Annotated in this window: 18 protein-coding genes; 11 read left to right on the plus strand and 7 right to left on the minus strand. The window is 36.1% G+C overall.

The window, feature by feature from the left end:
- The first annotated feature begins 75 nt into the window (after positions 1–75).
- Positions 76–1,671, plus strand: a complete 1,596-nt coding sequence (locus tag P9211_RS08940) for a B12-binding domain-containing radical SAM protein (RefSeq protein WP_041391283.1) — start codon at positions 76–78, stop codon at positions 1,669–1,671.
- On the opposite strand, the gene P9211_RS08945 is transcribed toward P9211_RS08940, so the two are convergent.
- Both P9211_RS08945 and purU read right to left on the minus strand, forming a co-directional pair.
- A complete protein-coding gene (locus tag P9211_RS08945) occupies positions 1,613–2,944 on the minus strand; it encodes an O-antigen ligase family protein (protein ID WP_012196388.1) in 1,332 nt (443 codons plus the stop codon). The two genes, P9211_RS08940 and P9211_RS08945, sit on opposite strands and share 59 nt — an antisense overlap.
- Positions 2,941–3,795, minus strand: coding sequence for a formyltetrahydrofolate deformylase (gene purU / locus P9211_RS08950; protein ID WP_012196389.1), 855 nt, complete (start codon positions 3,793–3,795; stop codon positions 2,941–2,943). Before purU ends, P9211_RS08945 begins: the two co-directional genes overlap by 4 nt.
- 83 nt (positions 3,796–3,878) lie before the next feature.
- Between purU and P9211_RS08955 the strand changes: the two genes are divergently transcribed.
- Positions 3,879–4,994: an FAD-dependent oxidoreductase gene (locus P9211_RS08955; protein ID WP_012196390.1), complete on the plus strand. Its 1,116-nt coding sequence runs from the start codon at positions 3,879–3,881 to the stop codon at positions 4,992–4,994.
- Positions 4,995–5,035: 41 nt separating this feature from the next.
- Here the strand turns inward: P9211_RS08955 and dnaK are convergent, their stop codons facing one another.
- Positions 5,036–6,940 (minus strand): molecular chaperone DnaK, encoded by a 1,905-nt coding sequence (gene dnaK, locus P9211_RS08960; protein ID WP_012196391.1) that lies wholly within the window; start codon positions 6,938–6,940, stop codon positions 5,036–5,038.
- Positions 6,941–7,047: 107 nt separating this feature from the next.
- Between dnaK and P9211_RS08965 the strand changes: the two genes are divergently transcribed.
- The 3 genes from P9211_RS08965 to rpsF all read left to right on the plus strand — a co-directional run bounded on the left by P9211_RS08965 (position 7,048) and on the right by rpsF (position 9,030).
- Positions 7,048–7,950: a shikimate dehydrogenase gene (locus tag P9211_RS08965; RefSeq protein WP_012196392.1), complete on the plus strand. Its 903-nt coding sequence runs from the start codon at positions 7,048–7,050 to the stop codon at positions 7,948–7,950.
- 24 nt (positions 7,951–7,974) lie between these two features.
- Complete coding sequence (locus P9211_RS08970) at positions 7,975–8,436, plus strand: Tic20 family protein (protein WP_012196393.1); 462 nt, start codon at positions 7,975–7,977, stop codon at positions 8,434–8,436.
- Positions 8,437–8,511: 75 nt separating this feature from the next.
- Positions 8,512–9,030 (plus strand): 30S ribosomal protein S6, encoded by a 519-nt coding sequence (gene rpsF, locus P9211_RS08975; protein WP_012196394.1) that lies wholly within the window; start codon positions 8,512–8,514, stop codon positions 9,028–9,030.
- A gap of 15 nt (positions 9,031–9,045) precedes the next feature.
- On the opposite strand, the gene P9211_RS08980 is transcribed toward rpsF, so the two are convergent.
- Positions 9,046–10,248 (minus strand): argininosuccinate synthase, encoded by a 1,203-nt coding sequence (locus tag P9211_RS08980; RefSeq protein ID WP_012196395.1) that lies wholly within the window; start codon positions 10,246–10,248, stop codon positions 9,046–9,048.
- A gap of 230 nt (positions 10,249–10,478) precedes the next feature.
- Here P9211_RS08980 and P9211_RS08990 point away from each other — a divergent pair, with 230 nt between their 5' ends.
- Genes P9211_RS08990 through P9211_RS09000 form a run of 3 tightly spaced genes read left to right on the plus strand, consistent with a single transcriptional unit; the run spans position 10,479 to position 12,132 of the window.
- A complete protein-coding gene (locus tag P9211_RS08990; RefSeq protein WP_012196397.1) occupies positions 10,479–10,766 on the plus strand; it encodes a DUF3134 domain-containing protein in 288 nt (95 codons plus the stop codon).
- Between the two features lie 17 nt (positions 10,767–10,783).
- Positions 10,784–11,875, plus strand: coding sequence for a phospho-N-acetylmuramoyl-pentapeptide-transferase (gene mraY, locus P9211_RS08995; protein ID WP_012196398.1), 1,092 nt, complete (start codon positions 10,784–10,786; stop codon positions 11,873–11,875).
- Positions 11,876–11,889: 14 nt separating this feature from the next.
- Complete coding sequence (locus tag P9211_RS09000) at positions 11,890–12,132, plus strand: hypothetical protein (protein WP_012196399.1); 243 nt, start codon at positions 11,890–11,892, stop codon at positions 12,130–12,132.
- On the opposite strand, the gene P9211_RS09005 is transcribed toward P9211_RS09000, so the two are convergent.
- From P9211_RS09005 to recN, 3 genes are all read right to left on the minus strand, one after another.
- Complete coding sequence (locus P9211_RS09005; protein WP_012196400.1) at positions 12,105–13,505, minus strand: glycosyltransferase; 1,401 nt, start codon at positions 13,503–13,505, stop codon at positions 12,105–12,107. The two genes, P9211_RS09000 and P9211_RS09005, sit on opposite strands and share 28 nt — an antisense overlap.
- 194 nt (positions 13,506–13,699) lie before the next feature.
- Positions 13,700–16,639 (minus strand): excinuclease ABC subunit UvrA, encoded by a 2,940-nt coding sequence (gene uvrA, locus P9211_RS09010; protein WP_012196401.1) that lies wholly within the window; start codon positions 16,637–16,639, stop codon positions 13,700–13,702.
- A 43-nt stretch (positions 16,640–16,682) separates the two neighbouring features.
- Positions 16,683–18,371, minus strand: coding sequence for a DNA repair protein RecN (gene recN, locus P9211_RS09015; RefSeq protein WP_041391651.1), 1,689 nt, complete (start codon positions 18,369–18,371; stop codon positions 16,683–16,685).
- A 75-nt stretch (positions 18,372–18,446) separates the two neighbouring features.
- Here recN and P9211_RS09020 point away from each other — a divergent pair, with 75 nt between their 5' ends.
- Genes P9211_RS09020 through thrC form a run of 3 tightly spaced genes read left to right on the plus strand, consistent with a single transcriptional unit; the run spans position 18,447 to position 22,012 of the window.
- Positions 18,447–20,297 (plus strand): ABC1 kinase family protein, encoded by a 1,851-nt coding sequence (locus tag P9211_RS09020; RefSeq protein ID WP_012196403.1) that lies wholly within the window; start codon positions 18,447–18,449, stop codon positions 20,295–20,297.
- Positions 20,298–20,864: an alpha/beta hydrolase gene (locus P9211_RS09025; protein ID WP_012196404.1), complete on the plus strand. Its 567-nt coding sequence runs from the start codon at positions 20,298–20,300 to the stop codon at positions 20,862–20,864.
- A 41-nt stretch (positions 20,865–20,905) separates the two neighbouring features.
- On the plus strand, positions 20,906–22,012 hold the full coding sequence (thrC, locus tag P9211_RS09030; protein WP_012196405.1) for a threonine synthase: 1,107 nt from the start codon (positions 20,906–20,908) through the stop codon (positions 22,010–22,012).
- The last annotated feature ends 162 nt before the right edge of the window (positions 22,013–22,174 follow it).

Raw genomic sequence — 22,174 nt, forward strand, 5'->3', positions numbered from 1 at the left:
TACATACAAATAAAACTGAAGAACGAAACCCTCCTATTCACTCCAACAACACCTTTACCAGGTGCTCTAAAAATTATTCTTGGATTTCCAAGTACTTATTCAATTGGCATTACAAGTCTGGGATATCAAGTGATCTGGTCAACTCTAGCCAAAAGATCCGACGTTGATGTTCGAAGAATATTTACTGATCAAAAAGACAATTCTCATAAAAATTGCGATCTCTTCGGGCTTTCTCTCAGCTGGGAATTAGATGGGCCAATATTGTTAGATCTTTTAGAAAAGCAAGGTATTCCGCTTTGGAATAATCAAAGGCAAGAAAATGATCCCCTGGTATTTGGAGGAGGCCCAGTACTGACAGCCAATCCCGAGCCATTAGCACCATTTTTAGACGTTGTGCTATTGGGTGATGGTGAAAACTTATTACCTACTTTCATTAACGCAGTCAAAGAGTTTCAAGATCTACCAAGAAAAGAAAAACTACAAAACTTGGCTCAAATTCCAGGTGTATATATTCCTGAACTATACGTACCTCAATATACCGATAACGGAAAGCTAAAAGCTATTACTCCTGTGAATAATAAAATCCCAAATACAATTATTAAACAGACATGGAAACAAAATACTCTAAGTCACTCCTCCGTCATTACTCCTGATGCAGCTTGGCCAAATATATACATGGTCGAAACCGTTCGCAGTTGTCCAGAACTTTGTCGTTTTTGTCTTGCAAGCTACCTGACTCTTCCTTTTAGAACTGCTTCCTTAGAAGATGGCTTGATTCCTGCTATTGAAAAAGGCCTGATGGCCACACAACGAATAGGACTTCTTGGTGCATCTGTGACTCAGCATCCACAATTTTCGGAACTATTAACTTGGTTAAGTCAAGACCGTTTCGATGATATTCGTTTAAGTATTAGCTCTGTTCGAGCAGGTACTGTTAATGGTGAAATGACCAAAATATTATCTAACCGTGCATGTAAATCAATAACTATAGCTATTGAAAGTGGTAGTGAAAGAATGCGAAAAGTAGTCAATAAAAAATTAACTGAAGAAGAAATTTTTATGGCAGCTAAATATGCACTAGAAGGAGGTCTCAAAAACCTAAAGCTTTATGGGATGGTAGGTCTACCAACAGAGGAAATAGAAGATGTTGAAGCAACAGCAGATTTACTACTTCGTCTCAAAAGGAAAACTCCTGGATTACGTCTAACTCTTGGTGTCAGTACATTTGTCCCTAAAGCCCATACACCTTTTCAATGGTATGGAGTGAGAAAAGAAGCTGATAAGCGTCTGAAGCTGCTAGCAAAAAAACTAAAGCCTAATGGTATAAACTTTCGTCCCGAAAGCTATGGGTGGAGTGTAATTCAAGCATTAATTTCCAGAAGTGATCGTCGCCTTGCTCCTGTCATTGCTTTAGTAAGAGGCTCACAAAATACTTTAGGGGGATGGAAAAAAGCCTACAAGTCAATTAGTGAGAATGATCACTATAAACTCAATGACAACACTAACAATATGGCAATGCTTCCTTCATGGGACGAAGTGATTCATGAAGATTGGGATTTTTCGAAAGCTTTGCCTTGGGAGCATTTGCAAGGAGCAATCAAGCCTGAACTTCTTATGCAGCACCATCAACAGAGTATTGATGAAGCTTCCGCAATGAATCCGAAGACATAATCAAACAACGCAAACCTGCTAAAAGGATCCAACCAGCTATATTAATTCGACTATCAAAAAAGGGCATATCTGTAGCATGTAGAAAAGTGAGTATAAAAGTTGCAGTCCACCATGCTCGGTTAAATAAATATACGTTATTAGAAGCTTTGTTCTTTATTTTGCCGAAATAAAAGCAAGCCTTAAAAGAGCTAATGAGCAGTGCTAAGACGAGACATATTATTAGAACGGCTACAGGTAAGCCATGTGCAACTGTTAACTCAAGTGGCAAGTTATGGGCATGACCATGCCAAATGCCTTGACGTAAGGGGTACAACACCGAAAAAGCAGCGGCCCCATACCCTAACCATGGTCTTTGTAGAAATAAATTGATTGCTTCCTTCCATTGATAAAGACGTGTTGCTTCTAAAGGTCTTCCATGAAGATATGGCAGGTCACTCAAACGAGACCATATACTCTCTGGGATAATCTTTCTTGCCCATAGTTGAAGTTCCAAGGGGCCTATCGGGAATACAGCGACACTAAGTACTAATAGAAATAAACTTAATAAAGGGAGTAAAACAAGCCAAGTGCTAGGTCCTAGAACAAAAGGAACCGCTAAGAACATGCCCGACCAAGCATTCCTAGAATTAGTAAGTGCCAAAGCAACAGCAACAGCAACAGCAAATACCAAGCTAACGATACGATTACGAAGATTAGTCGATGACTGTATTAGAAACGCCAAGCAAAACGGCCATACTAATGCCAACCAAGAGCCGGCAATATTGGCATAGTTAAATAAACCTGATAAACGGCCTTCTGGCTTCCCTCCAGGATCAATAAACCAAATAATTACACCGTCCCAAAATTCCCAAGGGCCATGCCATCCAAACCAGAGCTGACCAAAACCCGTTAAAAGAACGGGAAAAGTACCAAGAACGAACCAAAAAGCAGCTCGTTTTCTTGCTACAGCCGTTAATACATAAGGTTGAAAACCCCAAAAGCACCAAAAAAAAGGCAACCAATTCGCAAGTCCAACCCAAGCCAACCACCCTGAAAATGCCTGAAAACATCCAGCTACCATCAAAAAAGCAGCAATCAGCAATGGATAATTCCATTTGTCTTGCCAATAAACATCTCTCCGGTAAAGAGTGCCTTGAACAGATGCAATCAAAAGCAAGAACCCTGCGATAAACGGGCTAGATGCAAGAAAAAAAAGGCCTATTTGAAAACAAATCCATCCTGATTGTCTAGCAATAGGAGGTCGGTTTTTTAGTAACCAAGCAAAAGATTTCATGCAAAAACAGCGGTCCGACCGGAATAAACCATTACCTGTCTACGCAGATGTAATCTCAATGCTCTCGCAAGCGCAATCCTTTCTGTATCACGACCTTTTCGAATTAAATCATCTACTTCATCTCTATGACTCACTTGTAGAGTCGTTTGCTCAATAATCGGACCATCATCTAGTTCTTCAGTAACATAATGAGCAGTTGCACCTATCAATTTAACTCCTCGATTCCAAGCTTGATGGTACGGTTGCGCTCCTTTGAAAGCTGGCAAAAATGAATGATGGATATTGATAATTAATGGGAATTTTTTCAAAAATCCAGGGCTGAGAACTTGCATATATTTAGCTAAAACTATTAATTCAATACGATGATCTAATAACGTATTTAAAATAATTTTTTCAGATTCCAATTTATTGTGCGAGTTAACAGGAATATGTTGGAAATCAACATCAAAATCTCTAGTTATATAACTCAAATCAAGATGATTAGAAATGATCAAGGGTACTTTCATTTGAATTTCTCCACTTCGGACCCTCCAAAGAAGGTCTAATAAGCAATGACTCTGCTTACTAACAAAAATTGCAACCCTTGGATACTCATCCGAAAAGTTTAATTGTGCTTGACCTCCCAATCGATCTGCCAATTTATTCACTGCTGACCCTATAGATTGTCTAGGCATGCTAAAACCTTGAAGATCCCACTCAATTCGACTCAAAAAAAGACCTGCCCCCTCATCTGTATGATGATCAGCATGCCGAATATTGCCATCATTTTTTGCGACCCACCCAGCTATTGCACTTACTAATCCTGGACGATCAGGACATATCAGTTGCAATATTACAGTTATAGAAGTCAAGTAAAATTAAATCGATAAGTTATTTTCACTTGAAACAAAGCAAATGCCAATCAATATCAACAATAAAATAAAGATCACAAAACATGACTAACAGCAATCCAAGTATTAAACGAAATAATCATTTCAAAAATATTGCAGTAATTGGTGGAGGAGTTATAGGAAGCACAACTGCACTACAGCTAGCAACTCTAGGGTATGAAGTGGAAATTATTGATCCTGAACTCAATCAATCAACAAACTTTTCCAAACTGCTAACAGGTACTCAAGCTTCCTTAGGAGTGCTCATGGGAAATGTATTTAGAAGAAATACAGGGCGCAGCTGGGCTTTAAGGCAAAGAAGTATGGAGCTTTGGCCAAAGTTAATCTCCAAGCTAAGTACACAAACAAGTCCTCTGAAGCTTTATACACCACTAGTTCAATTGGCGAGATCAGAACATGAAGCAACACTAATGAATGAACTAATCATTAAACGAAGCCACCTAGGTTTAGAACACTTAACCAATCATTCACCTACTAAAGTTAGTCGTTTATGGCCTAAAGCAAAGTATGGTGGGTTAATCTCAAATAATGATGGACGCATTAATCCATTAAATTTAATGGTTTGTCTAATGAAAGCCTTGGACAAATATAAAGTAAGCAAAGTCAATAGGAAAGTATCTAGCCTTGAAAGATTACCCTCTAGTCAAAATAAAAGATGGCAACTTCAATTAGACAATAAAAGAATCCTTCAAAAAGATTGTGTTGTTATTTGTGCGGCTATAGGCAGTGAAGCATTACTAAAACCATTAGGTCATCACTATCCTATTGAATCAGTCTTGGGCCAAGCAATAAGGCTAACAATCAAAAGTGACTTTAAAAATTGGTCTGGATGGCCAGCTGTATTAATTAATCATGGAGTAAATTTAATACCGGAAAATACTAATCAGCTTTTAATAGGTGCAACCCTAGAACCTGGAATAACTACAAGTAATACAGCTCTAACAACAATGAGAGAAATGCATGGGTCCTCTCCTGAATGGATGCAATTTGCTTCGATTGAGAATAAATGGACAGGGATCAGAGGAAAACCTAGCAACGAACCTGCTCCCTTGCTCAAAAACCTTGAGCAAGGGCTAATTCTTAACACTGCACACTATCGTAATGGTATTCTCCTTGCTCCAGCATGTGCTGAATGGGTTGGATATGAATTAATTAAATAAAATGCAATAAGAATCTGGTCTTGAAATGGATTGTTTAATTATTATTTAGATTCTGTAAATTCAGCATCAATTACATCATCATTATTCCCACCATTAGAATTACCGGTATCATTTCCAGAAGTCTCGGCTGCTTGAGAAGCTGCATTTGCTTGTTGATAAACAGAAGCCCCTAAAGAATAGAGTTCTTGTTGTAGTTCTTCAACCAAAGTTTTCATAGTTTCAAAATCATCCTTATCAGTAGCCTCTTTCAATTTCATACGCTTTTCTTCAACTTTTACTTTTGCATCTGGTTCAACCTTATCTCCAAGCTCACCAAGTTGCTTTTCGGTCTGATAAACCAATGTTTCTGCCTGGTTTTTTAAATCAATCCTTTCACGCTTATCTTTATCTGCTGTTGCATTAACTTCAGCATCTTTAACCATTTTATCAACTTCATTATCTGAAAGAGTTGAAGCACCAGTAATAGAAATACTTTGCTCTTTACCACTGCCTTTATCCTTAGCAGTCACACTAAGAATTCCATTCGCATCTATATCAAAAGTCACCTCAATTTGAGGCACTCCTCTAGGTGCAGGAGGTATTCCATCCAAGCGAAATGTACCTAGGCTTTTATTGTCAGAGGCCATTTCTCTTTCACCTTGGAGAACATGAATCTCTACATTTGTCTGGCCATCAACTGCTGTTGAATACGTCTCTGCTTTTTTAGTCGGTACAGTCGTATTTCTAGTAATCATTTTTGTCATTACACCACCAAGCGTCTCAACACCTAGAGAAAGCGGGGTGACATCAAGAAGTAAAATATCTTTGACTTCACCAGCCAAAACGCCTCCCTGAATAGCAGCACCAACGGCAACAACTTCATCAGGATTGACAGTTTGATTAGGGTCTTTCCCAGTCACTCTTTTTACCAATTCCTTAACAGCTGGCATACGTGTGGAACCTCCAACCATCACGATTTCATCTATCTCTCCAGTAGACAACTTTGCATCTTTAAGAGCCTGTTCGACTGGTACACGACAGCGATCAATCAAATTTGAGGCTAGTTCTTCAAATTTTGCGCGTGTCAAAGTTAAATCTAAATGCTTAGGCCCTTCTGGAGTAGCTGTAATAAACGGAAGGTTGATTTCGCTTTGAGTTGCATTAGAAAGTTCAATTTTTGCCTTTTCTGCAGACTCGGTTAAACGTTGTAAGGCTTGTTTATCCTGTCTTAAATCAATTCCTTCATTGCTTTTAAAAGTGCTTGCTAAATGATCAACAATCACCTTATCAAAATCATCTCCTCCAAGATGTGTATCACCAGAGGTAGATAAAACTTCAAAAACGCCATCTCCAACTTCTAGAACAGAAACATCAAATGTGCCTCCTCCAAGATCAAATACTAAAATTCTTTCATTACTTTTTTTGTCTAAACCATAAGCAAGAGCTGCCGCTGTAGGCTCATTTATAATTCTAAGAACCTCTAAGCCAGCTATCTTTCCAGCATCCTTAGTTGCTTGTCTTTGTGAATCATTGAAATAAGCTGGGACAGTAATAACTGCTTGAGTAACATTTTCACCCAGATATTTTCCAGCATCTTCAGACAGTTTTCTCAAAACCTGAGCACTAACTTCTTCAGGTGAAAATTGCTTATCAAGTATGGGACATTTCAATTTCACGTTAGAACCTGCCTTTTCTACCGAATAACTGACTTCTTTAGATTCTGAATTAACCTCGTCGACACGTCTTCCTACAAAACGTTTTGAAGAATAGAAAGTATTCTCCGGATTCATTACAGCCTGCCGTTTGGCAATTTGCCCAACCAATTGATCTTGATTTTTTGTATATGCAACCACTGAAGGAGTTGTACGAAAACCCTCCGCATTGGCAATTACAGTAGGCTTCCCTCCCTCCATAACTGCTACACAGCTATTAGTCGTACCAAGGTCAATTCCAACAACCTTCCCCATTGGTCACCAGCTCCTAAGAATGTCTTTATTTAATAGAGTCATCCTCGGTAGTGAGTCCACATAGAGGCGAGGCGTGGTTCCCGAACAGGTAATGCATCCATTTGGCTATGAAAGAAACAAAATTTAGCTCCATTACTGGAAAAACAAGCCTTGTGGGGGTTATTGGGGATCCCATTTCCCATTCTCTTTCACCAGTAATTCAAAATGCAGCACTGCACAAAATGAATCTGGACTGGTGTTATCTCGCGATCCCATGTAAGCCTGACAACCTAGAATCAATAATCAAATGCTTAAGTAAGATCAATTGCAAAGGTTTAAATATTACAATTCCTCATAAAACTAATGCTCTCAAGTTTTGTAATCATGTAAGTGAAATAGCAACCAAAGTTGGAGCAATCAATACTTTAATTCCAGACAATGATGATGGGTGGATTGGAACAAATACTGATGTTGAAGGGTTTTTAAAACCTCTTGGGTTAGAAAAGAATTGGGAAAGCCGAAATGCAGTAATACTAGGTAATGGTGGAAGTGCAAGAGCAGTTTTACTAGGTCTTGAAAAGTTAAAGTTGGCAGAGATTGCTATCATTGGCCGAAAAGAAACATCAATAACTAATCTAATTAATTCCCTGACTAGCCCTAATGGAAATATAAAAGGCTTGACTCAAGATAGTTTGCAATTAAATGAATATATAAAGAATGCCGATCTAATCATCAACACAACTCCAATAGGGATGCTTCAAACAAATAATACAAGCTGTATAGATTCTGAGATTCCTTTTGGTGAAAAGATTTGGGACAACCTAAAACCAAAAACTACTCTTTATGACTTAATTTACAATCCAAGACCAACAAAGTGGCTAGAAATAGGAAAAGAAAAAGGCTGTATACCGATTGATGGCTTAGAAATGTTAATCCAACAGGGAGCTGCATCCTTAAGATTATGGAGCGGTATCGAAGAAATTCCTATAGATATCATGAGGAAATCAGCTAAAGATCACCTCCTAAATTAAACTAATAGAAAATAATGAATAAAAATGCTAATCCCTATATGGCAAAGAGTACTTGGATTTTTCGTTTATATATTGCCTTTTACAGATGCCTTACCACTTGGAAGCAATTTATTTATTGAATTTCCAATATTAAACTTTATCTTAATTCCTGCGTTACCAATAATATTTATAAAAGCAAATATTCTTTTAGGTAGTTTATTAATCTTTTTAATACTCTTTATTGGTGTAGTGAGAAACCAAAATATTGCATACTTTCTTAGATTTAATACTCTCCAAGCTTTGCTGATCAACATTGCTATTATTATCGTTAATTATGGTCTTGAAATTTTAATCAAGCCATTAGGCAACTCATTGTTAATACGAAGCACATCTAATACGATTTTTATTGTGATCCTAACCATTACAGTTTTTTCAATTATCAAATGCTTACAAGGGGAAGAACCAGATCTTCCTGGAATCAGTGAAGCTGTCCGAATACAAATTTGAATAAAAGGCCATCAAAGTATATTGTGGAAATTCCGTCGCTCTTTTTTGGGCCAAACGTCCTTGTCGGAAAACATTATGACAAATCAGCCTTACTACGAAACCATGTATATTCTCCGGCCTACTATCCCGGAGGATGAAGTTGACAGTCATCTCAAAAAATATACTGAGATACTAGAAAGTGCAGGCGGAGAAGTACTAGATAGCCAAATGAGAGGGAAAAGGCGGCTAGCCTACCCAATTGGAAAACATAAAGAAGGAATTTATGTTCAATTAAGTCATCAAGGGGATGGACAGCATATCGCTGTATTAGAAAAAGCAATGCGACTTACGGAAGATGTAATACGTTATTTAACCGTAAAGCAAGATGGGCCTTTGCCTGCAAAAAGAGTTGTTAAGACAAGTGAAAAAAATGTCAAAGAAGATAAGGAAGTTGAAAACAAGGAGACTACAACCGAGGATAAAGACCAAAAAGGAGATTTAAAAGAAACTAAGAAAAGTGAAAATAAAGACTCTGTAACAGAAGCTGAAGGTCAAAAAGATATAAAAGAAGCTAAGGAAATTGAAAACAAGGAAATCGAAAAAAAAGAAGATTAATCTAAGTAATTGATATTATTTATTTTTAGATTGAGCCCATAACCTACTTGGTAAACCCCATATATAAATGAAACCTTCAGCATTGTCATGTTTAAATTTATCTTGACTCCCATAAGTTGAAAAATCGGGTAAGTATAAACTATTTTGAGAAGAGCTTCGTCCCGTAATAGTTGCATTGCCTTTATGCAATTTGACTTTTACAGAGCCATTAACCTCATCTTGAGTACGATCTATAAATCCATCTAATGCATTCTTTAAGGGACTAAACCATAATCCCTGATATACCAAGTCAGCCCATTGTGTTTCAAGGGTAGACTTTGTGCGTAAAACATCCGCTGGCAAAGTCAAACTCTCCAGTTCTTGATGCGCTTTAATTAATAAAAGTAAGCCTGGAGTTTCATAAATCTCTCTACTTTTTATTCCAACAACTCTATTTTCAATCATATCGATGCGACCAAATCCATGCTTTCCTGCCAATTGATTAGCAAGAACAATAAGAGAAAGGGGATCTAGTTCAACCCCATCAATTGCAATAGGGTTACCACCTTCAAAAATAATCTCGATTTCCTGGGATTGATCAGGCGTATTTTCAATAGAAGAAGTAATTTGATAAACCTCTTCAGGAGGACTCAACGAAATATCTTCCAAAGGACCAGCTTCAACACTTCTTCCTAAAAGATTTAAATCTATCGAATAAGGAGATTTCTTACTGACTGGAGCTGGTATGCCATACCTCTCTCCATAGGCAATAACTTCCTCACGGCTCATACCCCATTGTCTAGCTGGCGTTAAAACTTTTAATTCAGGTGCAAGTGTAGCTATCGCGATATCAAAACGAACTTGATCATTACCTTTGCCAGTACATCCATGAGCAACAGCATCTGCTTCCAACTCTTTTGCTATATCTACCAAACGTTTAGAAATTAATGGTCTTGCTAAAGCTGTAGAAAGAGGGTATTTCCCTTCGTAAAGGGCATTAGCTCGAATTGCTGGAAAGGCAAAATCTTCAATAAAGGGTTTTACTAAATCATCGACTAAACATTCAGAAGCCCCTGCAGAAAGGGCTTTTTCTCGAATTGGCTCAAGTTCATCACCTTGTCCAAGATCTGCAGCAAAAGCGACTACTTCCTCGACACCATATTCATTAATCAAATAAGGTATACAGGAACTGGTGTCTACGCCTCCAGAGTAAGCAAGAACAACTTTTTTAACTTCCATGTGGTTTAAACCCCAAACTTTCGAAAACGAATAAAAGTCAAATAAATCAATAGTAAAGCGGATGGAGCAAACAGTAGTCCCCAAACTATGAAAGGTCTAATAATAAATGGTTCAGGATGATGTAAGCCCCAAAACCTTAAACCCAAACTCAAAACAAAAGCAAAGGTCCAAACAAACATGATTAATGGAAATTTAAAAGCCAAAACTCCTAATGAATCGCATAATGCATTATGTTATTAGACTGGACCAATTTGATTGAGATGACAACATCCGATAGCGTAAATCCTGCCTTAACCCGTTATGGGAGAAAGGAACCAGCACCAGTCTTGCCCCTACGAGAAGAGCCAGACCTCCTTAGCTGGTTAGAATCTAGTGGAAGGCTCATTGCCGACGAAGTATCCGCCATTCAAGAAGTAAGCACTGTTGAAGAAGAAGAGTTGTCAGCATTAATGGGAGAAAAAGAAGATTTCAAGACCGAAGAAGATTCATCAGACGAAGATGACTGGGAAGAAGGCTAATAACAAACAATTCTTTAGTGAAATTGATAAAACAATATTTTTCTAATAGCAGTTTTTTATCTATTGCATTAATCAGCTTAATTTCTATTGTAACTATCACAATAGATTCTTTAAAGAAACAAGGTTCTTTAACTTTAATACTATTTACAGCAATAATTATTTGTTCAATTTCTACTAGCCTAGGTATTAAAAAACTAAAACAACTAAAGCTCAATCAAGTCATTAGAGCCGAAGGACCTAAAAAACATCGAGCCAAGTCCGGGACGCCAACTATGGGTGGAATAATTATAGTTCCGATTGGAATAATAATTGGAAATCTATTTACATTTAACGGTACATTTCATCATCAAGTATTAGGAATAAGCACATTAACACTAGCATATATGTTTATAGGAATTATTGATGATTGGAGAAGTTATTCATTAAATACAAATTCAGGATTAAAGCCTAAAGGAAAAGTAATACTTCAGGCTGGAGCAGGAATTCTATTTCTTCTATGGGCAAATTCGCAAGGTTTAATTCATTCAAATATTTCAATATTGAAGAATCATTCAATATATTTTGGTGAATTGATTTGGGTAATAGCATTATTTCTTTTAATTGCTGAAAGTAATGCAACTAATCTGACTGATGGACTGGATGGCTTAGCGAGCGGATGCGGCGCAATTGTATTTACAGGGCTGGCAATTGAATTGATTCTTCAAGATGATATAAATAGCTATAAGCTGGCAAGTTTTTGCATCGCAATGGCAGGTTCATGGTTAGGATTTCTGGTAAAGAATAAACACCCTGCACAAATCTTTATGGGTGATACTGGATCACTTTCGATGGGTGCTGCATTAATAGGAGTGGCATTAATTTCAAATACATTATGGAGTCTTTGCATCATGGGCATAATTTTTCTCATAGAATCAGTTTCAGTAATCATGCAAGTAGGAATTTTCAAAATTACAAAGCAATTAAATGGACAAGGGCATAGAATATTATTAATGGCACCATTGCATCACCATTTTGAACTTAATGGAGTAAAAGAAGTGGAAATAGTCCGCAATTTTTGGTTTATCAATATTATATTTGTAATTTTATCATTCTTGTTAAGATCAACGTAAATAATCTCACAGTTATGAGTTACTTCACATGGAAAGAAACTGGTCTTACTAAAGATTGCACATCATTAGAATCAATGGCAGCGCGTTTTGAAGAATCAGCAAGGTTAATGCGGAAGATGGCCCAAGAAGGGTTCAAGCTAAAACAAGAAAGTAGGGGTCAATTAATAACTCACAATGATCCAAAAATATTTCAATCTTGGGGTTTTATTAGCGAGGAAGCTCCATTTCGTCAACTCGCTTTGATAGAGGATAACTGAAATAATTGAGATGAATGATGATTATTGAAACCTATAGTTTTTAATTCATTGGACATTAAAGCAAGGTATTTAGTAACGTGAGCATTCCAACTAAAATGATCTATAACACCATCAATTCCATTCTGACTCCATTGACTCCATAAATAATCATTACATCCTGCTTTTTCTAAAGTATTCTGAAATGAATCTAAATCTGAGACATCTACTAACATTCCATTCCCACATCTAGCCATAATCTCAGTAGGGCCTCCATCATTTGTAGCAACAATGGGAAGGCCAGAAGCTGCAGCTTCCAATAAAGTCAAGCCAAAAGGTTCAGTTAAAGCAGGGTTAACAAATAAACCTTTTCTTTGAGCAGCCCATCTATAAATTTGAGCAATCTGATCACGTTTATGTTGCTTTGGAAAAGCTATATGTCCATATAAATTGTACTTATCTACCAATTCAAAAATTTGTTGAAATACATCCCTCTGTTGTTTATCTAACTGACGAGTATCATTTCTATTCCCAAGAATCAAAATAAGATTATGCCGCTTTCTTAAAACTGGAGACCGGCCAAAAACTTCAATCAAAGCAGGGATATTTTTTCTTCTAACTGCTCTAGAGATAGCCAGTAAAGGCGGTAAAGAAATATTCCTTAAAAAAGGTGAAAACAAATCGTCAATATTTGATTGGCTAGCTGGATCGATACATGTATTAAAACGACTCAAATCAACGCCTGGTGGAATAACCTTCGCTTTCACTCCAAGATAATTTCTATAACGTGCATATTGGGTATCAGACTCTTGAGCTGTGCTAGTAATAATTAAACTAGAATTAGCAAGAGCAAGTTCTTCTGCCTCAATTCGCCGCGTTATCGAATAATTATTGTCAATTTGCTGATGATCAATTCCTGCTTGAAGTAATCTTCTTTTCTTTTCTCGTCCTAAAGAGTGTCCAGTAAACACCAAAGGGATGTCTAAAGCTCTACTAATCAAAGCTCCTACATAGCCAGCATCTGCATAATGCGCATGAATCCAATTGGGAAGTCGTGATTGTTCTTTAAGCTGAGCAATCAATTGATCAGCCAAACCATCTAAAAAAGGCCATAACAATTCCTTCCTAATATATCGTTTAGGCCCAAATGGAATCCTAGAAATTTCAGCACCTTCTGCAAGAAATTCTCGCGGCTTAGAATAATCTGCTGAAACCCGACGATCTTGGATTAATCGAGTAATTAGTTGAACTGTATCTACCTGTTCGCAAGCAGCTAATTGCTTAACAAGTTCTAAAACATACAAAGTTTGTCCACCTGTATCTGGATCACGGCCTAACTCAAGGTCATGAGAACGAATTAAACCATGAAGATGCAAATGAAGGAGTTGTAAGCCCATCTCACACTCCTAAAAGTAAAAAAGAAATAACTTATTTTGATGCAAATAAATATGAAGAAAGTCTATAAATTTTTAAAAATCCTGAAGAAATATAAAAAACCTAGTCTAATTGGGGCTTTTAAAAGGCAAAAAATAATTAAAAAAATATTTGTGGAGAAATGCAAAGCTAATACTTATCCATGACCCTTAAAAACCTAAGGGGGATGTTTTGCTAAAACATTCTTCAAATAGCTGCCGGTATAACTATCTGAGTGTTCAGCCACTTCTTCGGGAGTCCCAGTAGCAATGACATTGCCTCCACGATCACCACCATCAGGGCCCAAATCAATAATCCAATCCGAGCATCTAATAACATCAAGATTATGTTCAATAACAATAATGGAATTCCCTTTATCTACTAGCCGTTGAATCACATCCATTAATTTATGAACGTCATAAAAACTAAGTCCTGTAGTTGGCTCATCTATCAAATACACAGTTTTGCCTGTTGCCCTACGAGATAATTCTGTGGCAAGTTTGACTCGCTGTGCTTCACCTCCTGAAAGTGTTGGTGCCGGTTGGCCTAACTTTATATAACCAAGGCCAACATCGACTAAGGTTCTTAACCTATCAGCAGCTTGAGGAATTGCAGAGAATACATCTACTGATTGCTCTACAGTCATCTCTAATACATCGGCAATTGTGTAGCCTTTATACTTGACTTGCAAAGTTTCTCTATTAAATCGAGCACCCTTACAAACATCACACTGAACATAAACATCTGGCAAAAAATTCATTTCAATTACATTTACACCTTGACCTCGGCAAGCTTCACATCGACCCCCTTTAACATTAAAGCTAAATTGACCAACTTGATATCCTCTAGCTTTAGCCTCCACGGCAGCTGCAAAAATTTGCCTAATTGGATCAAAAGCACCTGTATAGGTAGCAGGATTAGATCGCGGTGTTCTACCAATAGGTGATTGATCAATCACAATTACTTTATCAATAGCATTAATTCCACGGATCTCCTTCATACCTTTCGGAAAAGGAACTTTCAAACCTAATTCATGATTAATAGCAGGATGCAACAATTCATTAACCAAAGTGCTTTTACCACTTCCACTCACTCCTGTAACAGCTACCAAACGACCTAAAGGAAAATCTACTGATATATTCTGTAAATTATTACGGTCACAATTAATTAAACGAAGATGTTTCTTACCACTTTTTCGACGTTCTTTAGGTGTCGGTATTGCCGAACGGCCACTTAAATATGCACCAGTCAAAGATTTACTTGCAGCTAATAAGTTATCTATTGATCCCTCAGCTATTATCTCACCTCCATGAACACCAGCTCCAGGACCAATATCAACCAAATAATCAGCAGCACGAATAGTGTCTTCATCATGCTCCACAACAATAAGTGTATTACCCAAATCACGTAATCTCTGAAGAGTAGTCAATAGCCGATCATTATCTCTTTGATGCAATCCAATACTCGGCTCATCCAATACATAAAGAACACCTGTCAAACCAGCTCCAATCTGAGTTGCTAAGCGAATCCTTTGAGCCTCTCCTCCAGATAAAGTCATCGCAGGTCTATCTAAAGAAAGATAATCAAGGCCAACATCAAGAAGAAACTTCAATCGTAAGCGAATTTCTCTTAAAACCAAATCTGCAATTTGAATTTGCCGAGGAGTTAACAAAGGAGTAGAAGCTGCAGTTGACTCTCCTACACCCATTAATTGTTCAATACGTTCAAGAGTTTGCGAAACGCTCGTTTCTGTAAATTCATTAATTGCATATGGTCCTATCTTGACAGCTAAAGCCTCTGGTCGAAGTCTTTTACCCGAGCAAGTAGAACAAGGTACTAACTCTAAATATTTTTCTAATTTCTGTCGAACTGATTCTCCATTTGCATCACTTAATTGCCTTTCCAAAATAGGAAGAATGCCTTCAAAAGGACGTTTAAACCCCCCTTTTTGCTTATATCTACTATCAGCTTGTATCAAAATTGGTTTTTCAGAACCATTAAGCAAAACATCTTGCTGCTCTTGGGTTAATTCTTTCCATGGCGTTTTAATTTCAAAACCAAATGCTTCACCAACTGAATACAGCAAAGAAAAATAATAAGAGTTATCCTTATCACTCCACGGAGCAACTGCAGCATATACAGGCAGAGAAGGGTCAGGTACTACTCGATCAAGAGTAAACTTTTTCAAATGCCCTATCCCATGACATTCTGGGCATGCGCCATAAGGACTATTAAAAGAAAATAATCGAGGAGAGAGTTCTTCAATAACAGCTCCATGAATAGGGCACGCAAAATTTTCCGAAAAAAGTCTTTCTCGTTCTAAATTTTTGGGTAGCTCCTCATTCTTTTTAGGCACCACCTCAATTAAAGCCAAACCTTCTCCCCGCTTCAATGCCGTTCGTAAAGAGTCTGTTAAACGTTCTTGAATACCTTCTCTGGCAATTAAACGATCTACAACAACTTCTATTGAATGAGAATGATTTTTATCAAGTTCAATATTATCTGACAATTCTCGTACCTCTTTATTAATTCGTACCCGAGCAAAGCCTTCTGAAGCTAATCCCGACAATAATTTGGCATGAGTGCCTTTTTTGCCTCTTACAACGGGAGAAAGTAGTTGATATCGAGTGCCTTCAGGCAAAGAAAGTATTTGATCAACCATTTCATCTATGGTTTGAGGCTTAATAGGTCTATGACATTCAGGGCAATGAGGCTCTCCTGCTCTACCAAACAACAAACGTAAATAATCCTGTATTTCAGTAACTGTCCCAACAGTTGAACGTGGGTTATGACTGGTTGATTTTTGATCGATTGAAATTGCTGGAGATAAGCCTTCTATGGCATCTACATCAGGTTTATCAACTTGACCTAAAAATTGACGTGCATAAGCAGAAAGACTTTCAACATAACGGCGTTGGCCCTCAGCAAAAATAGTGTCAAAGGCCAAGGAGCTTTTACCACTACCGCTTACACCTGTAAAAACAATAAAACTATTCCTTGGAATCGTTAAATCAATGTTCTTTAGATTATGTTGACGCGCACCACGAATTCGTATTACATCTTCATGCGATTCAATGGTTAAAGATTTTCTTTTATTTTTATCCAATGAAGGACTCATGCCCCAAAAAACAGATCATAGAATTCTAGAGAGATAAGTGCGTTCAGGCAGCTTTTTTCTCTAATAAACTTGCAGCGTAAATACTTGCCTCAGCAAAATCACCCCCAGCAAGTTCAGCTAGCTCCGCTTGACGTTCTTGAAAAGCCTTTAGCTGATGTACTTTAGAACGATTAGATCCATTTATTAGAACTTTAGATATCGAAAAATGATGATCAGCCACTGCAGCAATTAATGGTTGATGAGTAACACAAAAAACTTGACGGCAAAGAGATATTTCCTTTAAAAGGTTTGCCACAGCTGAACTTACACGACCACTAACACCAGTATCAATTTCATCAAAAATTAGAATGCTTGATCCATCAACCTGAGCAAGGATAGCTTTTAAAGCCAAAAGAAAGCGAGAAATTTCACCTCCGGAAGCGATTTCAACTAAAGGGCTCAAAGGTTGTCCCGGATTAGCAGAAAATAAAAAATTAACCTGATCTGATCCATTATCTGATGGGAGAGTAGAGTTAATTTGCACTTGAAAAGACGCAGTTGATAAACCTAAAAGCTGCATATGTTCTATTAAAGTTATTTCAAAATTATTAGCTACTTTTCTCCGCAGCTGAGATAAGTCAGCATTACTTTTATCTCTTTGAATTCTGGCATTTTTTTCATGTTGTTCTAAAAGTTCCAATGCTATATCAGGTGCTTCATTATTTAAAGATTCCCTTAATTGCTCTCTATAAAGAATTAATTGTTGCAAATCTCGATTATACTTAGATTTTAAGTCTTTTAAAAACACCCTTCTCTCTTGTATTTTATTTAATTGATTTGGATCACTTTCAAGCAATGAATAATATTGATCAAGATCATTAATAAGCACCTGTAAGTTAGTATATAAATCTAGAACTTGATCCAATTGAGGGCGTAAAGAATTATCTAATTCAGTAATGCATTTTAATTCACGAACAGAAAGAGAAAGAGAATCTAATGCAGTAGGAGAGTTATCCATAGATTCCTTTAACGAATTAAAGAGTAAACAAAGACTCTCTTGAAGCCTAACTCCATGAACGAGTCTATCTTCTTCTTGTTTGAGATTTAAATCTTCAGAAGGGTCATTTATTCCAGCCATTTCAAGCTCTTCTAAAGTATTCTGCATCTTTCGATAATTATTTTGTATGTTTTCATATTCACTTCTTGCTCTAGTTAGCTTATCTGATAGTAACTTCCATTCATTCCAATGAAGCTTTACCTTAGATAATGCATTATCTATTTCATTAGCCCCTAATTTATCAATCCATTTGAGTTGATTAGTTAAAGAGCTCAATTTATTAGCACTACCTTGCGCAGTGAGATCAGCTAAAAATGGCCGTAACCCTAAAATATACTGACGACTGACGACTTGGCAGTTTAATTGAAATCTGCTTTTCCACTTGCCATCAGTAAGCTTCCATTCCCGAGAAATAGAAAGTTCATTTTTCTCAAAATTAAAATTATTTTTCTTGAGCCAACTGTTTACCAATGAATTTGGTTTAAAAAAACCTTCAATTGAACAAAAATCTGAGTCAACTGAAAGGATACGAGAAGAATTTGTTACTGGGTTACCACCAAGCAACAAATCAATAGCATCTAAAAGAATTGATTTGCCGGCTCCTGTCTCACCTGTAAAAACAGTAAAGCCCTTTTGAAAGCTAAGTTCTAAACTATCTATCAAACCAATGTTCTTAATGCGCAATTTAGCTAGCACAGCAATTAAAGTAACCAAGTCAACGGTAGCTAAGCCCTCAATGAATTAGAAGGGTCTAAGGAAGTCATTGATGTAATGAACAAAGAACTAACAGATTTCATAGAAGCAGAAGGACTGCAACAGTACGATCCAGAAGCAATTTCTGCAATTTATAAAAAACACCCATTTAGATTAATCAAAAGATTATGGGAAACTTTGATACCTATCAGCTTGTTTTTATTAGGTGTTGGCTGGGAAAAACTAATAGGACTATTAAAAAATGAAGAAAAAGCTCGAAAAAGAGCAAAAGAATTTACTGATCTATTGGTAGACCTAGGGCCAGCTTTTATTAAAGCAGGGCAAGCCCTCTCAACAAGACCGGATATTGTTCCGCGAGTAGTTTTAGAAGAACTAGCACAGCTTCAGGACCAACTACCTGGTTTTGAATCAAATTTGGCTATGGCATGTATTGAAGAAGACCTAGGAATTAAAAAAGAAGAAATTTTTTCTAATATTGAAAAAGAACCTATTTCTGCAGCTTCGTTGGGGCAAGTACATAAAGGTACTTTACTAAATGGAGATAAAGTAGCTGTTAAAGTTCAAAGACCAGGCTTAAGAGAGCAAATAACTTTAGATTTATACATAGTAAGAAGTATAGCTATATGGCTAAAAAACAATATTAAATTAATTAGAAGTGATTTAGTTGCATTAATTGATGAGCTAGGAAGAAGAGTATTTGAAGAAATGGATTACATCAATGAAGCAGAAAATGCACTAAAATTTAGAAAATTACATTCTCATAATAGAAATATTGCTGTACCAAAAATATACAAAGAGATAACAAGTAAAAGAATCTTAACAATGGAATGGATAGATGGGGTGAAACTAACGGAACTAGCGGCTGTTAAAAAACTAGGAATAGATCCTGATAGAATGATTGAAATAGGAGTTAACTGTAGTCTTCAGCAGCTTTTAGAGCATGGTTTCTTTCATGCTGACCCTCACCCAGGTAATTTACTAGCCTTAGAAGATGGGCGATTATGTTATCTAGATTTTGGTATGATGAGCGATGTCACTAGAAAATCTAGAACAGGCCTTATACAAGCTGTTGTACATTTAGTAAATAAGAATTTTGACAAATTATCTAAAGATTTTGTAGAGCTTGGATTCTTATCTGAAGAAGTAGATTTAGAGCCAATAGTGCCAGCATTTGAAAGTGTATTTAGTAATGCATTAGAAATGGGTGTAAATAAAATGGATTTCAAAAGTGTTACAGATGACTTGTCAGGTGTTATGTATAAATTTCCTTTTCAACTGCCGCCTTATTACGCATTAATCATTAGATCATTAATTACGCTTGAAGGAATAGCATTAAGTGTTGATGGTGATTTTAAGATACTTGGAGCAGCATACCCATACTTTGCTCGTAGACTTATGGAAGATCCAGATCCTCAACTTAGAAAAAGTTTAAAAGAAATGCTTTTTGATGGAAATACTTTCAGATGGAACAGATTAGATGAATTAATTTCTAGTGCTTCAAAACAAGCTGATATAGATATTGAAAACTTATTAGATAAAGTTTTAGATTTTCTATTTTCTGAGAAGGGGGGAGTCTTAAGGAATGAACTTGTAGAGGCTATTATTAATAAGTTTGATGCTATTACATGGAATACTGTTCAAAGCATAAATAAAAAACTTCCTATACAAATCAGATCAAATTCTATAAATAGTAATCAAAGTGATTTCATGATAGAAATAGAGCCTATCAAAAAATTAGTTAGTATATTAGAAAGCTTACCAGGTTTTAATAGAGAAATAATTATAAAGAAAGTTCCAAGGATACTAAAAGAAAAAGATACAAGAAAAATGGGAATTAAAATTGCAAAAGGAATAACTGAAAAAAGCATGGTCAGAATGATTAAATTAGCTGCAGGAGTTAATCAATAAATGAAAAATAGATATATCAAAATGAAATTTATATACTTAACTTGTACAAGTTTATTATTGTTTACTCAATGCTTACCAAAAGCAAATGCTGCTGAAAAAGTAAATTTTGTAAAAGGTATGTTTAGTAGAAGTATAACAATAAAAGAATTAGAGCATTTTACTAAAACTGGTATTAGAAAAGGTATTCTTTCAAAAGTGATCAAGAAAAAAGAAAAAGAAAAAGCAATTAATGTTTTAACAAGGGAATATAAGGCTCCTATTGTTCTAACTAGTAAACTTTTAAACAGTAAAATTGGAAATGCTATTTTATTGAGAATTGCAAAAGTAGTTAATCCCTACACTATTCCCGATGAATCAATCAGTATATTAGCAATCAGATCTGCAACGATAAAAGCTTTAGACTTAGGTGATGAAAAAATTAGTTTGCTTCGATTTTTAAAAGCTTATCCAAGTGACGTCCTTACAATAAATGTAACCGAGCTTTATAAAGTTCTAAATAAAGTGGAGACTATGTCAGCTTTAATGAAATTTTATGCAGATTCTCCGCTTGAAAAATTAAAAAATTGACCTTAAAGGATTAAATTAAAAAAAGTGAGAGTTTACCTATTTTGTCCATTTTAAAAAGACTCCCAAGGATTTTCGACAGAAGCCATGAATACAAACATTGGCCAGGATTAATCAAAGCATATAAAAAATGGCTTCCAGTCACTGATAAAACTCCTATAATCACGCTTCAAGAGGGAGCAACTCCATTAATACCTTTGAAATCAATTAATGAATTAATTGGTAAAAATGTCAAGATTTTTGTCAAGTATGACGGTTTAAACCCAACTGGATCTTTTAAAGATAGAGGGATGACAATGGCAATAAGTAAAGCTAAAGAAGATAATTGTGAAGCAGTGATTTGCGCTAGCACTGGAAACACATCTGCTTCTGCAGCAGCTTATGCAAAAAGAGGAGGAATGAAAAGTTTTGTTTTGATCCCAGATGGGTATGTAGCACAAGGAAAGCTTGCTCAAGCACTTGTTTATGGTGCTGAAGTTTTAGCAATTAAAGGAAACTTTGATAAAGCATTAAATATTGTCCAAGAGTTATCAAATAGATACCCAATAACTTTAGTAAATTCCGTTAATCCTTATCGTATTCAAGGGCAAAAAACTGCAGCTTTTGAAATTATAGACTCAATTGGTGAAGCACCAGACTGGTTATGTATTCCAATGGGAAATGCAGGAAATATTACAGCATATTGGATGGGGTTTGAAGAATATTATAAAGCTGGGAAAAGTAAAAAGTTACCTAAAATGATGGGTTTTCAAGCTATTGGCTCTGCACCTTTAGTTTTTAATAAAACAATTGAAAATCCAGAAACAATAGCAACAGCAATAAGAATCGGAAACCCTGTTAATAAAGAAAAAGCATTTATTGTAAAAGGTAAAAGTAAAGGTAAATTTACTGCTGTTACTGATAAAGAAATTATAGATGCTTATAAACTTTTAGGTAAAGAAGAAGGTATTTTTTGTGAACCAGCAAGTGCAGCATCTATAGCTGGATTAATAAAATTGAAAGAAGAAATTCCTCCAAATTCTACAATTGTTTGTGTTTTAACAGGTAATGGTTTAAAAGATCCTGATTGTGCAATTAATAATAATGATGCATCTTTTAAAAATAATTTAGAACCTAATTCTGATGAAATAGCAAAAGCCATAGGATTCTAAAAGTCAATTAATTTTCTGACTGAGGAAAACAACCTATAAAGTCCCTTTAGATTGAGGAAAAGAAGGAGGAAAAGCAAAAAAGAAAAAATGTTTTTTCAACAACCTAGACAATACAGTGGAAATAGAGTTTCTTTTCCACCTATCCATTTTTAAATTCCCCAA

This window comes from Prochlorococcus marinus str. MIT 9211 (genome assembly GCF_000018585.1).
Taxonomy (GTDB): Bacteria; Cyanobacteriota; Cyanobacteriia; order PCC-6307; family Cyanobiaceae; genus Prochlorococcus_D; species Prochlorococcus_D marinus_B.